9 protein-coding genes are annotated in these 14,402 nt (G+C 73.6%); 6 read left to right on the forward strand and 3 right to left on the reverse strand.

Annotated elements, in window-relative coordinates; translation table 11 throughout:
- The first annotated feature begins 288 nt into the window (after positions 1 to 288).
- Together IO36_RS20175 and IO36_RS20180 are read left to right on the forward strand one after the other, a co-directional pair.
- Positions 289 to 1,962 carry a PucR family transcriptional regulator gene (locus IO36_RS20175; protein ID WP_037621734.1) on the forward strand — a complete coding sequence of 558 codons (1,674 nt, stop codon included), beginning with the start codon at positions 289 to 291 and terminating at the stop codon, positions 1,960 to 1,962.
- A 136-nt stretch (positions 1,963 to 2,098) separates the two neighbouring features.
- The gene (locus IO36_RS20180; RefSeq protein ID WP_037621997.1) at positions 2,099 to 2,872 is read left to right on the forward strand and encodes a hypothetical protein; all 774 of its coding nucleotides are present in this window, start codon (positions 2,099 to 2,101) and stop codon (positions 2,870 to 2,872) included.
- 242 nt (positions 2,873 to 3,114) lie between these two features.
- On the opposite strand, the gene IO36_RS20185 is transcribed toward IO36_RS20180, so the two are convergent.
- Positions 3,115 to 3,990, reverse strand: coding sequence for a GntR family transcriptional regulator (locus IO36_RS20185; RefSeq protein ID WP_107065765.1), 876 nt, complete (start codon positions 3,988 to 3,990; stop codon positions 3,115 to 3,117).
- Between the two features lie 945 nt (positions 3,991 to 4,935).
- On the opposite strand from IO36_RS20185, the gene IO36_RS20190 reads away from it, so the two are divergent.
- Positions 4,936 to 5,820 carry a (2Fe-2S)-binding protein gene (locus IO36_RS20190; protein ID WP_051900702.1) on the forward strand — a complete coding sequence of 295 codons (885 nt, stop codon included), beginning with the start codon at positions 4,936 to 4,938 and terminating at the stop codon, positions 5,818 to 5,820.
- 255 nt (positions 5,821 to 6,075) lie between these two features.
- On the forward strand, positions 6,076 to 7,116 hold the full coding sequence (locus IO36_RS20195; protein WP_037621735.1) for a DUF2637 domain-containing protein: 1,041 nt from the start codon (positions 6,076 to 6,078) through the stop codon (positions 7,114 to 7,116).
- A gap of 68 nt (positions 7,117 to 7,184) precedes the next feature.
- Here IO36_RS20195 and IO36_RS20200 read toward each other — a convergent pair whose 3' ends face one another.
- Positions 7,185 to 7,637: an ATP-binding protein gene (locus IO36_RS20200; protein WP_245173355.1), complete on the reverse strand. Its 453-nt coding sequence runs from the start codon at positions 7,635 to 7,637 to the stop codon at positions 7,185 to 7,187.
- Positions 7,638 to 7,852: 215 nt separating this feature from the next.
- Here IO36_RS20200 and IO36_RS20205 point away from each other — a divergent pair, with 215 nt between their 5' ends.
- Both IO36_RS20205 and IO36_RS20210 read left to right on the forward strand, forming a co-directional pair.
- Positions 7,853 to 10,867 carry an alpha-mannosidase gene (locus IO36_RS20205; protein WP_037621736.1) on the forward strand — a complete coding sequence of 1,005 codons (3,015 nt, stop codon included), beginning with the start codon at positions 7,853 to 7,855 and terminating at the stop codon, positions 10,865 to 10,867.
- A gap of 108 nt (positions 10,868 to 10,975) precedes the next feature.
- Positions 10,976 to 12,562, forward strand: a complete 1,587-nt coding sequence (locus IO36_RS20210) for a transcriptional regulator (RefSeq protein WP_037621737.1) — start codon at positions 10,976 to 10,978, stop codon at positions 12,560 to 12,562.
- 56 nt (positions 12,563 to 12,618) lie between these two features.
- On the opposite strand, the gene IO36_RS20215 is transcribed toward IO36_RS20210, so the two are convergent.
- The gene (locus tag IO36_RS20215) at positions 12,619 to 14,361 is read right to left on the reverse strand and encodes a pyruvate dehydrogenase (protein WP_037621738.1); all 1,743 of its coding nucleotides are present in this window, start codon (positions 14,359 to 14,361) and stop codon (positions 12,619 to 12,621) included.
- Positions 14,362 to 14,402 lie beyond the last annotated feature (41 nt).

Consider the following 14,402-nt stretch of genomic DNA (forward strand, 5'->3'; position numbering starts at 1 on the left):
GCGTCCTCGGCTCTTCCATGAGGTCTCACAGCGGAGTGGGGTCAGTACACAGCGGTGTCCCGGGCCACGGTCAGTCACCAAAACCATGAAGGAGTTCGCTGGCCAGCGCGCGCATCTTGTAGATTCGTATGAACCGAGGCCATCGGCAACCTCTTCGTTTTCCTCCGGAAACAGACACGGAGTCCCCTGGAAACAGAGGCACGGGTCTCCGCTCCGCGGGGCCGTGAGGCCGGCGGGCCTCACCCCGATCCATCGTAGATTTCGAGACAAAGAACGGCGGCGACGAGAATGCGGCTGCGCGCACTGCTCGACACGGACGCGCTGGGCCTGCGGCTGCTCGGCGGCGAGGACGAGCTGGACCGCACCGTACGCGGTGTGATGACCACCGACCTCAAGGACCCGAGTCGTTATCTCTCGGGCGGCGAGCTGGTCCTCACCGGTCTCGCCTGGCGGCACGACGCCGAGGACTCCGAGCCGTTCGTCCGCATCCTCGCGGGCACCGGCGTCGCGGCCCTGGCCGCGGGCGAGGCGGAGCTCGGCGACATCCCCGACGACCTGGTCGTCGCCTGCGCCCGGCACCGGCTGCCGCTGTTCGCCGTGAACGAGTCCGTCGCCTTCGCCACCATCACCGAGCACGTCGTGCGCCAGGTCTCGGGCGAGCGCGCCGGCGATCTGGCCGCCGTCGTCGAGCGCCACCGGCGGATGATGACCTCGGGCCCGGCCGGCGGCGGTCCGGACGTGGTCCTCGACCTCCTCGGCACCGATCTCGATCTGCGCGCCTGGGTCCTCTCGCCCGCCGGACGGCCCATCGCGGGGTCGAAGCTCGCGGGCGGGGCGCTGCCCGCGGACACCCGGGCCCAGCTGGCCGCCGCCCATCTCGCGGCCGTCCGCACCGGGCGCCGGGGACCGCACCGGGTGACGGTCGGCCCGACGATGTACTCGCTCTTCCCGGTCCGCTCCGCGGGGCGCGCCCCGGCCGCCTCCCGGGACGTCCGCGAGAGCGTGCTGTCCGACTGGCTGCTCGCGGTCGAGGCGGACGCCGGGGACTGGCCCGAGGAGCGGCTCGATCTGCTCCAGGGTGTCACCCAGCTGATCGCGGTCGAGCGGGACCGGCGGGACGCGGCGCGCACGGTGCGCAGACGGCTCGCCCAGGAGGTCCTCGAACTGGTGCAGACGGGCGCCGCGCCCGCCGAGATCGCGGCCCGGCTGCGGGTGGCGGCGCCGGTGCTGCTGCCGGGCCTCGGCGCGGCCCCGCACTGGCAGGTCGTGGTGGCGCGGGTCGAGTGGGACGGCGGCGGGATCGAGGCCGGCCCGGTCGCCCAGGCGCTCCTGGAGGAGATCCTGGTCGACCCGCTGTCGCCGGGTCCCGAGCACTCGGACCGGATCGCGGTGGCCCACACGGGGGACGAGGCGGTCGCGCTCGTCCCCCTTCCGGCGGTCCCCTCCGACGAGGACGCCGGCGAGCCCGGCCTGCACGCCGACACCCTGCTCGCCGCCGTACGCGAACCGCTGTCCGCCGGTCTGGACGGCGACGGCCGGCTCACCATCGGCGTCAGCGCCGCCGTGCACTCGGCCGAGGGGCTGCGCGGGGCCCTGGAGGAGGCCCGGCACGCCCGCCGGGTCGCCGCCGCCCGGCCCGGCCGGGTCTGCGCGGCCGGGCACCAGGAGCTGGCCTCGCACGTCCTGCTGCTGCCGTTCGTCCCGGACGACGTGCGCCGCGCCTTCACCGCCCGGCTGCTGGACCCGCTGCGCGAGTACGACGGCCGGCACCGCGCGGAGCTGATCCCGACCCTGGAGGCGTTCCTGGACTGCGACGGCTCCTGGACCCGCTGCGCCGCCCGGCTGCACCTGCACGTCAACACGCTGCGCTACCGCGTCGGACGGATCGAGCAGTTGACGAGTCGTGATCTGTCGCGCCTGGAGGACAAGTTGGACTTCTTCCTGGCACTGAGGATGAGCTGACCCCAGCGGCCTCGCGCGTCCCACCGCGCGGCCCATGACTTTGTGAAATCCTTCACCCACCCTCTTGGCCGGGCCCCGTGATCCATGCTGAGATGCCAGCACTCAACAGCTCAATGGTGTGCTCGGGGAGGGCAACGTGGCGCATACCGCCATGTCTGGTACCGGAACGACTGCAGGGGACGATCCACTCCAGACCGCGGTATGGCGGCTGCGCTCGCGGGCCTGCTGGGCCGACGCGGCAGCGCTGATCCAGCCGCTCGCCGCGGCGCCCGCGCTGCAGAGAGCGTCGCTCCTGGTGGAGCGCTGTCTCTACACCGAGCAGGGCTGGGCCGAGGCGGAGGACGCGCTGCGCACTGCGGAGGCGCTGGCCCAGAGCGACGACGAGCGGGGCGCCGCGGCCTGCGAGCGGGGTCAACTCGCCTACGCCGCGACCCTGTTGAGCGTGCGCGACCGCGCCGACGAGGCACGGGCCGCACTGGGGCGGGCCGCTGCGCTGCTCGCGCCGGGCGCGCCGGGGCGGGCCCTGCTGGACTTCCGGCGCGGGCTGCTCGCCGAGAACCTCGCCCACGCGCCGCAGGCGGCCCGTGCCGCGTACCGCAGGGCGCACGCGGGCGCGACCGCCCAGAACGACGCGCTGCTGCTGTCCTTCACCTGGCGGCACCTCGCCGGGATCGCCCTGCGCGAGGGGGAGTTGGCGGAGGCCCGGCACGGCTTCGCCGAATCCCTGCGGATCCGGGAGGAGCTGGGCTATCTCGTCGGTACGGCACCGGCGCTGGCCTCGCTCGCCGACGCCGAGACCGAACCGGAGGCGTCACGGCTGCGGGCGGAGGCGGGCCGGCTGTTCCGCCTCCTCGGCGGCGTCCCCCTGTGGCTGGCGGACCAGTTGTCGCCCCCGGCGGCAACGGCCTGACGGCACGCACCGGGCGGACACGGGACCCGTGACGGGCATTGCCGCCCCGCGCGGCCCGCTTACGGCGGCTGGGGCGGGGCGGATCGTGTTGCCGGGGACCCGGAAGCCTCAAGGATCTGGAGATCCGGGGTGCGGGTGCCGGGAATCCGGGGTCCCGTGGATCCGGGGTGCAGGGCGCGAGAGCGCCGGGGCACGAGGACCCGGGGTGCCTGGATCCAGGGGTGTCGGGGATCCGGGGTGGCTCAGGTCGCGCCGGTGAAGTGTTCCCGTACCAGTGCCTGGACCACCGTCAGGTCCTCGGCGATCAACGCCTCCAGCAGCGCGGTGTGTTCGGCCGCGTCGGCCACCAGGTCGGCGCGGCCCCGGGAGACGGGTCCGCCGACGAGGGGCCACTGGGCCCGGCGGTGCAGGTCGTCGGCGATGCGTACCAACTGCTCGTTGCCCGCGAGGGAGAGGACCGCCCGGTGGAAGGTGCGGTCGGACTCCGCGTAGGTCGCGCGGCAGCCCGAGGAGGCCGCCCGCACGGTGGCCTCGGCGAGCGGGCGCAGCTCGGCCCAGCGGGCGGCGGGCACGGTGCGCGCGAGCCGGAGCATCACGGGGACCTCGATCAGGCCCCGGATCTCGGCGAGTTCGGCCACTTCCCGGGTGCCGCGCTCGACGACCCGGAACCCCCGGTTGGGGACGACCTCGACGGCGCCTTCGAGGGCGAGCTGCTGCATCGCCTCCCGCACGGGGGTCGCCGAGACCCCGAAGCGTTCGCCGAGCGCGGGCGCCGAGTAGACCTCGCCGGGGGCGAGCTCGCCGGCGACGAGGGCGGTGCGCAGGGCGTCGAGGATCTGCCCCCGCACGGAGGCGCGCTGCACGACGGGCCGCACCCCCTCCGCACGCACGACGGGCCGCGCCTCGCCGGCCCGCACGCCCCGGACGTCGTCCGGCCGCACGGCCGACCGGGCTTCCGCCGCGCGCGCGGAACCGGCCTCCGGCTCGCGCACGGCCGGGCGGGGGTCCTCGACCCGTACGGCGTGCGCGCTCTCCCGTCGTACGGCCGGACGGGTCTCGTCCGCACGCGCGGAACGGGCGCCCTCCGCGCGCGCCGCACCGGCGTCCGGCTCACGCACGGCCCGGCGGGGCTCCTCCGGCAGCGTGGACCGGCCATTGCCGGAGCCCGGTTCCGGGCGGGCGCTCTGCGGGCGCGGTCCGCCCCCGTGTACGGGCCCGGCGTCCGCGGCGGGACGAGGACCCTCGGCGCGTACGGGGCGGGCGTTCTCGGCGCCCGCGGCAGGGCGGGAGCCCTCGGCACGTACGGGGCGGGCGTTCTCGGCGTCCGCGGCGGGACGAGGACCCTCGGCGCGTACGGGGCGGGAGCTCTCGGCGTCCGCGGCCGGGCGGGACCCCTCGGCACGTGCAGGGCGGGAGCTCTCGGCGTCCGCGGCCGGGCAGGGCCCCTCGGTGCGTCCGGGGCGGGCATTCTCGGCGCCTGCGGCAGGGCGGGAACCCTCGGCGCGTACGGGGCGGGTGCTCTCAGTGTCCGCGGCAGGGCCGCGTCCGTCCGTGCGCGCGTCACCGGTGTTGCCGGCGTCCGCGTGTGCGGTGGGGTCCTCGGTCCGCGGGTGCGGGATCGGTGTCTCGCTGTGCGTGTGCTCGCCGCGGGCCGAGGCCAGGACGGCGGGGGTGCCGCTGCCCGGGCCGGCGCCGAAGGCGTCGCCCGTGAGTCCCGCGGGCGTCGGGCCCGCGCCGAAGGCGTCGCCCGTTAGTCCCGCGGGCACTCCCCAGGTCCGCCCCGCGTCCACCGGCCCCGTCTGCCGGGGAACCCGGAAGGGGGCCCAGGACCCGGCGGAGCCGCGCGCGTCGCGCGGACCGGTCTGCTCCACGGTTCCTCCTCCGGGTGGGTGTCACTGGGGTCGGTGGTACGGGGGTCGTCGGGCGGGATCACCGGCCGTGGTGTGGCGCCGGTTGTTACCCGTAGGTCAAGCACGATAGGCGCACGCGGCCCCAGTTCAAACACCCGCACGACGGGGTAAGGTAAGGCTTACCTGCTAACGATCGTGAAGCGATGGTTCCGCATGCCCGCTCCCGCCCTGTCCGCCGAAGCCGCCCCGGCCGCCGCCACCGCCGCGCCGGGCCCCGCTTCACCCGTCGCGGACGCCTACGCGCGGCTGAGCGAGGTGTTCCCCGCCCTGGGCGTTACCGAGCTGGCGGCGGACGAGACGGCCCCCCGGGGCCCGGGCTGGGCAGCCGCCGCCCGGCTCGCGGAGGGCGGGCCGGACCTGGACGCGTTCCTCGCCTGGGACGAGGCCCAGGTGGTCCGCGACTACGGCACCCGCGGCCGGCCCGACGTCGTGGCGGGCTTCGGACTGCACCGGTACGCCTGGCCGGCCTGCCTGCTGATCACCGTGCCGTGGTTCCTGACCCGCCGGGTGCCCCGGCTGACCGTGGACGACGTCACGTTCGGGCGCGAGCAGGGCCGGATGGCCGTCCGGGTCACCACGTTCGCCTGTCTGCCGGACGATCCGGCCGCCACGCTGCCGGGCGCCCGGGTCGTACCGGACGAGGAGGCGCTGCGCGCGGAGGTGCGGGCCGCGGTGGCCGAGCACCTGGAACCCCTGCTCGACGGATTCGGGCCGCGGATGCGACGCCGGGGCCGGGCGCTGTGGGGCATGGCGACGGACGAGGTGACCGAGGGCCTCTGGTACGTGGCGCGGCTGCTCGGCGAGGAGGGGCGCGCGCTGCGCGAGCTGGAGCTGCTGCTGCCGGGCTCGACCGGCCCGTACGCGGGTTCGGCCGGCTTCCGCGAACTGACCGGTGCCGACGGGGAACCCCTGCCGACCCGCGACCGGGTGAGCTGCTGCCTCTTCTACACGCTGCGCCCCGCCGACACCTGCCTCACCTGCCCGCGCACCTGCGACGCGGATCGGATCGCCAAGTCGGCCGTCGCCGAGGCGAGTTGAGACACCGGCGGCACGAAGGTCACAGACGCTTCACATTTTCCTCACCTGTCACGGGAACCGTCCGCGGAACCATCCGTATGGGTAGTCTTATTCGTACTCAACTCCCGTCCCTCGTGCGGCAGTTCGAGCAGACAGTCGCCCTGCGCACCTTCTTGCACTTCCTTGGCGGCCTCTTGCCCCGAAACCCCCTGAGGGCCGATGTGATTGGGCCACTATGGCGGGCGTTACGCCCTATCCCAATGCAAGGGACACCGGATGAGACTGACCGACATATCGCTGAACTGGCTGCTTCCGGGTGCCGTTCTGCTCCTGGGCCTGCTGGCGGCGGTGGCGGTGCTCGCACGCGGCAAGCGGTCCGGGGACAGCACGAGCAGCGACGACTCGTGGGAGCGCACCGAGGAGCGGCGCAGGCGTAAGGAGGCCGTCTACGGCACGGCGTCCTACGTCCTGCTGTTCTGCTGCGCCGCCGTCGCGGCGGCACTCTCCTTCCACGGCCTGGTGGGCTTCGGCCAGCAGAACCTCGGCCTCTCGGACGGCTGGGAGTACCTCGTCCCGTTCGGTCTGGACGGCGCGGCGATGTTCTGTTCCGTCCTCGCGGTGCGCGAGGCCAGCCACGGTGACGCGGCGCTCGGCTCCCGCATACTCGTGTGGACCTTCGCCGGTGCCGCTGCCTGGTTCAACTGGGTGCACGCTCCCCGGGGCGTGGACCACGCGGGCGCTCCGCAGTTCTTCGCGGGGATGTCCCTGTCGGCCGCGGTCCTGTTCGACCGGGCCCTGAAGCAGACCCGCCGGGCCGCCCTGCGCGAGCAGGGCCTGGTGCCGCGTCCGCTGCCGCAGATCCGTATCGTCCGCTGGCTGCGGGCGCCCCGCGAGACGTACAGCGCGTGGTCGCTGATGCTGCTGGAGAACGTCCGGTCGCTGGACGAGGCCGTGGACGAGGTGCGCGAGGACCGGCGGCAGAAGGAGCAGAACCGGCTGCGCCGGCGCAACGAGGAGCGGGTCGAGCGGGCGCACCTGAAGGCGCTCAGCCGGGGCCACCGGGGCTTCCCCGGCCGCGGCGCCGCCCGGGAACTGGAGACCACGACCGTGGAGCGGGCACCCGCCGGAGCCTCCACGGAGCCTGCCATATCCACCGCGGAGCAACTGCCCGTACGATCGCGGCCCTCGCTCTCGCCCGTCCGCAAGAGCACTGAGCCGATCACCGTCGACCTCACCACGGAGGACGACACGATGGCCCTGCCCCGGCTCGACTCCCTGGAGCGCAAGCTCAAGGACCTCGAGCAGCAGTTCGGCTGATCGACCGGGTCCCGGGCCCGGCCGGAGTCCCGGCCGGGCCCGGACACGACGGCGGCGGCGTGGTGTTCCTACACCGCGCCGCCGTTCAGTTCGAACCACACCGCCTTGCCCACCCCGTGCGACCGTACGCCCCACGCGTCGGCCAGGGACTGGACGAGGACGAGACCTCTGCCGTGCGTACCGTCGTCGGCGTTCGGTACGCACAGCCGGGGCCTGCGGGCCACGAAGTCCCGGACCTCCACGCGCAGTCCGCGCGGTCCGATGGTCGCCGTCAGGACGGCGTCGTCGTCCGTGTGGATCAGTGCGTTGGTGACGAGCTCGCTGGTCAAGAGCTCTGCCGTCTCGGCCCCGCCCGGTTTCCCCCAGTACCGTAAGAGCTCCCTCAGCGCCTTGCGCGCCTCGGGCACCGCCCTCAGGTCCGCCTTGCCCAGCCGGCGCCTCAGCTGCGCGCCGTCCGGTCGGTCCGTCGCCCCGTCGGACGCTTCCTCCACTGGATCGGTGGAGATCGCCCCCTTGGTCATGGGACCACCTCCTGATGCCTGCCTTTTCATGACCCCCGCCTGCGTGCCGATGTCGGGTCCCCTCTGCTCGAACACGTTCACGGGATCCATGCCCTCTTCTGGATCGTGACAGTCATGCCGAATCATCGGCCGGCTGCCGTACGGCCGCGGGTGCGCGCCGCCCGCACGGGGAAGTGAAGGGTTCGACAGAGCCGTCCGGGGACGAAGGAGCAGCCGTGCACGACGACCGTTCGCTGGTGGAGGCCCGTCTGGAGCGCGCGCTGCGGCAGTTCCTGCGCCCCGCGCAGTACGGCGAACGGGTGCCGCTCACGCTGTCGGTGTGGCACGTTCCGGGTGAGCCGGTGCCCGTCGGGCAGGCGCTCCAGGCCTCCTACGAGCCGTTCACGACCGGAACCCCATGGGGAAAGCCCTGGTCTACGAGCTGGTTCCGCATCGAGGGCCGGGTGCCCGGGGAATGGGCGGGGCGCCCCGTGGAGGTGGTGATCGACCCCGGGTTCACCGGGGACGGACCCGGCTTCCAGGCGGAGGGCCTGCTGTACGACACCGCGGGCGTCCCCCTCAAGGGCATCCATCCCCGCAACCGCCATCTGACGGTGGGCGCGCCGGCCGGGGGCGGCGAGGCGGTGAGCCTGCTCCTGGAGGCGGCGGCGAACCCCGCCGTCCTGCACGGCTTCGAACCCACGCGTCTGGGAGACGTACTGACCGCGGGGGATCGGCCGATCTACCGATTCGCGGCTGCCGATCTCGCCGTACTGGACGAGGACGTGTGGCATCTGGTCCTCGACATCGAGGTCCTCTCGGAGCTGATGTACGAGCTCGATCCGCAGCGGCCGCGGCGGCACGAGATCCTGCGTGCCCTGGAGAACGCGCTCGACGCCCTCGACCTGCACGACGTGTCCGGCACGGCCGCGGCGGCCCGGGCCGAGCTGACGGACGTGCTGGCGCGGCCCGCTGCGGCGAGCGCGCACCGCATCTCGGCGACCGGGCACGCGCACATCGACTCGGCGTGGCTGTGGCCGCTGCGCGAGACGGTCCGCAAGGCCTCCCGCACGTTCGCCAACGTCACCGCGCTGGCCCTCGACTACCCGGAACTGGTGTTCTCCTGCTCCCAGGCCCAGCAGTACGCCTGGGTCGAGGAGCACCAGCCGCACATCTGGGAACGCATCAAGAAGGCCGTCCGGGACGGCAACTGGGCGCCGGTGGGCTCGATGTGGGTGGAGTCCGACGCCAACATGCCCGGCGGAGAGGCGCTGGCCCGCCAGATCGTGCACGGCAAGCGGTTCTTCCTGGAGGAACTCGGCGTCGAGACCGAGGAGATCTGGCTGCCGGACTCCTTCGGCTACACCGCCGCCTTCCCGCAACTGGCCAAGCTCGCAGGCGTCCGCTGGTTCCTCACCCAGAAGCTGAGCTGGAACCAGACCAACAAGATGCCCCACCACACCTTCTGGTGGGAGGGCATCGATGGCACCCGCGTCTTCACCCACTTCCCGCCCGTGGACACCTACAACGTGCAGTTCCACGGCCGTGAACTCGCCCATGCCGAGCGCAACTTCGCGGAGAAGGGACCGGCCACCCGCTCCCTGGCCCCGTTCGGCTGGGGCGACGGCGGGGGCGGCCCGACCCGGGAGATGCTGGAGAAGGCCCGCCGGCTTCGGTCCCTGGAGGGCTCCCCCACGGTCGAGATCGAGAAGCCGGAAGCCTTCTTCACCGCCGCGGAGCAGGAGTACGGGTCCGGGGCCCCGGTGTGGTCGGGCGAGCTGTACCTGGAACTGCACCGGGCCACCTACACCACCCAGGCCAAGACCAAGCAGGGCAACCGCCGCTGCGAACACGCCCTGCGCGAGGCCGAGTTGTGGTGCGCCACGGCGGCCGTGCGCGACACCTCGTACAGCTACCCGTACGACGCGCTGGACCGGATCTGGAAGACGGTGCTGCTGCACCAGTTCCACGACATCCTGCCCGGCTCCTCGATCGCCTGGGTGCACCGGGAGGCGCGCGAGACCTACGCGCGGGTGCTCGCCGAGATCGAGGAGATCACCGCGGCCGCGGTCCGGGCGCTGGGGTCAGGACCGGCCGCGGTGCTGAACGCCTCGCCGTACGAGCGGACGGAGGTGACCGGGGACGCGCTGGTGACGGTGCCGGGGCTGGGCACCGCCCCCTTGCCCGGCGGGCCCGGCGGCCCCACCGTCCGGGCCGAACGGCGCGGGGACACCGTGGTGCTGGAGAACGACCGGTTGCGTGTGGTGATCGACGCCGACGGGCTGCTCGCCTCCGTCCGGGACCTCGCGCACGGCCGGGAGGTGCTGTGCGGCCCCGGAAACCTGCTCCAGCTCCACCCCGACCATCCCAACGCCTGGGACGCCTGGGACATCGACCGGCACTACCGGCGCACCCGCACGGACCTCACGGCCGCGGAGTCGGTGGACCTGGTGGAGAGCGGACCGCTGCGGGCCGCCGTGCGCGTCACCCGGACCTTCGGATCCTCCCGGATCACCCAGGAGTTCCGGCTGGACGCCGCGAGCCGCCGGCTGGACATCGTGACCGACGTCGACTGGCGGGAGTCGGAGAAGGTCCTCAAGGCCGCCTTCCCGCTCGACGTCCATGCCGAACGCTCCGCCGCCGAGATCCAGTTCGGCCACGTCCACCGTCCCACCCACGCCAACACCGGCTGGGACGCGGCCCGTTTCGAGATCTGCGCCCACCGGTGGCTCCGGGTCGCGGAGGAGTCGTACGGCGTGGCGGTGCTCAACGACTCGACGTACGGCCACGACGTGACCCGCACCCCCGGCGCCGACGGCCTCGGCACGACCGTACGGCTGACCCTGCTGCGCGCTCCGCACAGCCCCGACCCCGAGACCGATCTCGGCACGCACCGGTTCACGTACGCGCTGCTGCCCGGCGCCGGGGTGGGCGACGCCGTGGCGGAGGGGCTCGCGCTCAACCTGCCGCTGCGCCGGGCCGCGGTGCCGGCGGTCGCGCCCCTGGTGAGCGTGGACCACCCGGCCGTCACCGTCGAGTCGGTCAAGCTCGCCGAGGACCGCGGCGGCGACGTGGTGGTGCGGTTGTACGAGTCGCGGGGCGGGCGGGCCCGCGCGAAGGTGACCGCCGGTTTCCCGGTCGCCCGCGCCGAGGTGACCGACCTGCTCGAACGGCCGCTGCACGAGGCACCCGAGGAGATCGAGCTGCGGCCGTTCCAGATCCTCACCCTCCGGCTGCGTCCCGCCCGCTAGGAGGGCGCGGGGGCCAGCCGGGGCCCGGGATGGAACCGTCCCAAGCCCTGCCGCCTCCTACATGAGGAGTGCCTGGGATGCCGTCCTGGGACGGGAACGGAGGAAACGGTGTCATCCCCGGACGAGGTCGAGGAATTCGCGGCGCTGCTGCGGCACTTGAAGGGCCGCACCGACCGCAGTTACGCGGCTCTCGCCCGTCGTCTGAACATGAACGCCTCGACCCTGCACCGGTACTGCTCCGGGGAGGCGGTCCCGCTCGGCTTCGCGTCCGTGGAGCGGTTCGCCACGCTGTGCGGGGCGGAGCCGGCCGAACGGATCGAGCTCCACCGCCTGTGGATCCTGGCGGTGGCGGCCCGTCAGCGCTCCCGGACGGCGGCGCCCGGACCCGGGCAGGGCAGGGGAGAGGCCCCGTCGGAGTCCGGGCAGGAAGCGGCGGGAGCCCTGGAGTCCGGGCCCTGGCAGGACACGGCGGGAGCCCCGGAGCCCGGCACCTGGCCGGACGCCACGGAGGCCCCCGCTTCCGGGGCCTGGCCGGACGCGGCGCAGACCCCGGAGTCCGGGACCGGGCCGGACGCCACGCGCACCCCTGAGTCCGGGAACGAGCCCGACGCCTTGCGGGCCCCCGGGTCCGGGACCGGGCCGGGCCCCGGTGAGGCCGGCGGAACGCCCCCGCCGGGGAGCGCGCCGGGTACGTTCGACGCGCTGCCGCCGGTCACGGACCTCGCGGCCGTGCCCGGCGAACACCCCGCGGACGGCGACACCGCCCGGGACGGGGCGCCGCGCAAGCGCCGGTTCCGGCGTCGCGCCGTGGTCACCGCGGCCGTCGTGACCGCGCTGATCGCGACCCTGGGCAGCCTGTCCGCCCTGCCCTCCCGGCACTCCTCGAAGGACGCCGACGACCGGGCGTCCGTCACGCCGACCGCGAAGGCGGCGGGCGGGCGGCGCGACTCGGCGACACCGTCCGCGTCCCCCTCGGGCAAGCACGGCCGGCCGTCGGGCTCCCCGACGCCGAGCGCGTCCGGCGGCCCCGCCGCCTCGCCGAGCCCGTCCAGGAGCCCCTCCCCCGCCCCCGCCGTGACCGGTCCCCCGCTCACCTGGACCGTGAACTCCCACCGCTGGGCGGTCGGTTGCGGCCACGTCTACGTCATCGACAAGGCGCCCGAGCAGGTGCCGCCGCCCCCGGCCCCGCAGGACGCCTCCCCGTGGGCGCAGACACAGAACGGGGTGCACGGCGAGGCGACGATCGTGGACATCACGGTGCAGGGGCGCTCCGACGCGGCCGTGGTCCTGGAGGCGCTGCGGGTGCACGTCGTCGGACGGTCGGCCCCGCTGAAGGGCAGGGCCTACTCCACCGGCGGCGGGTGCGGCGGCGACCTCGGACTCGGCTCGTTCACCGTCGACCTGGACAAGGACCGGCCCGTCGCCGACCCGATCGCGAGCGACGACGGAACGGGCCCGAAGGTCCTGCGCCCGCCCTTCCGGGTGTCCGTGGAGGACCCCCAGGTGCTGGAGGTCAACGCCCTGACCGAGGACTGCGACTGCCGCTGGTACCTGGAGCTCGACTGGTCCTCGCGGGGCCGCAGCGGCACGGTCCGGATCGACGACCAGGGTGCCCCGTTCCGTACCAGCGGCATCAAGGGCCTGCCGTACTACTGGTACCGGAACAACGGCTGGTCCCTCTCCAGCCCCGGCTGAAACGGAGCCGCGCGGCACCCGGGCGCGCGCGGCAGGCGGGATCTTCGCAACACGCCCTACGGGCGGGGCACGTTGCGCAGGTTGGAGCGGGCCATCTGCACCATCCGGCCGACGCCCCCGTCCAGCACGATCTTCGACGCCGAGAGCGCGAACCCGGTCACCATGTCCGCGCTGATCTTCGGCGGGATGGAGAGGGCGTTCGGGTCGGTGACGATGTCGACGAGGGCCGGGCCCTTGTGGCGGAAGGCGTCCTTGAGGGCGCCGGCGAGGTGCTTGGGCTTCTCGACCCGGATGCCGAACGCCCCGCAGGCCCGGGCCACCGCCGCGAAGTCCGGGTTCTTGTTCGTGGTGCCGTAGGAGGGCAGCCCGGCGACCAGCATCTCCAACTCCACCATGCCGAGAGCCGAGTTGTTGAAGAGAACGACCTTCACCGGCAGGTCGTACTGCACGAGGGTGAGGAAGTCGCCCATCAGCATGGAGAACCCGCCGTCGCCCGACATCGACACGACCTGGCGCCCTCGGTCGGTGAACTGGGCGCCGATCGCCATCGGCAGCGCGTTCGCCATCGACCCGTGCGAGAACGAACCGATCACCCGGCGGCTGCCGTTGGGGGAGATGTAGCGGGCCGCCCAGACGTTGCACATCCCGGTGTCGACCGTGAACACCGCGTCGTCGTCCGCGAGTTCGTCGAGTACGGAGGCGACGTACTCGGGGTGGATCGGGACGTGCCGGTCGACCTTGCGGGTGTAGGCCTTGACGACCCCCTCGAGCGCGTCCGCGTGTTTCTTCAGCATCTTGTCGAGAAATCGCCTGTTCCCCTTGGGCCGCACCCGCGGGGTCAGACAGCGCAGGGTCTCCCGCACGTCGCCCCACACCGCCAGGTCCAGCCTCGACCGCCGCCCCAGATGCTCCGGCCGCACGTCGACCTGCACGATCTTGACGTCGTCGGGGAGGAAGGCGTTGTACGGGAAGTCGGTGCCCAGCAGGACGAGGAGATCGCACTCATGGGTCGCCTCGTAGGCCGCCCCGTAGCCGAGGAGCCCGCTCATCCCGACGTCGAAGGGATTGTCGTACTGGATCCATTCCTTGCCGCGCAGCGCGTGGCCGACCGGCGACTTGATCTTCTCGGCGAACTCCATGACCTCGGCGTGCGCGCCCGCCGTGCCGCTGCCGCAGAACAGGGTGACCTTCTCCGCCGCGTCGATCATCGCGACCAGCTCGTCGATCTCGGCGTCACCGGGCCGGACGGTGGGCCGGGAGGTGACGAGCGCGGTCTCGACGGTCCTGTCCGGGGCGGGCCGGGAGGCGATGTCGCCGGGCAGCGCGACCACACTGACCCCGGACCGGCCCACCGCGTGCTGGATGGCGGTCTGGAGGAGCCGCGGCATCTGCTGGGGGTTGGAGATCAGTTCGCTGTAGTGGCTGCATTCGCGGAACAGCTGGTCGGGATGGGTCTCCTGGAAGTACCCGAGGCCGATCTCGCCGGAGGGGATCTGCGAGGCGAGGGCCAGCACCGGGGCCATGGAGCGGTGCGCGTCGTACAGCCCGTTGATGAGGTGCAGGTTGCCCGGGCCGCAGGACCCGGCGCAGGCCGCGAGCCGGCCCGTGACCTGGGCCTCGGCGCCCGCGGCGAACGCGGCGGTCTCCTCGTGCCGGACCTGGATCCAGTCGATGGCCGCGTTGCGCCGGATCGCGTCCACGACCGGGTTGAGGCTGTCGCCCACGACCCCGTACAGCCGCTCGACACCCGCGCGGACGAGGATGTCGACGAACTGCTCGGCGACGTTCTGCTTGGCCATGCCGCACACACCTCTTCGTGGTCCTGGAAGCCCTCGGGTAC

Origin of the sequence: Streptomyces aureus (genome assembly GCF_000725495.1) — a bacterium.
In the GTDB taxonomy this organism is placed as follows: Bacteria; Actinomycetota; Actinomycetes; order Streptomycetales; family Streptomycetaceae; genus Streptomyces; species Streptomyces aureus_B.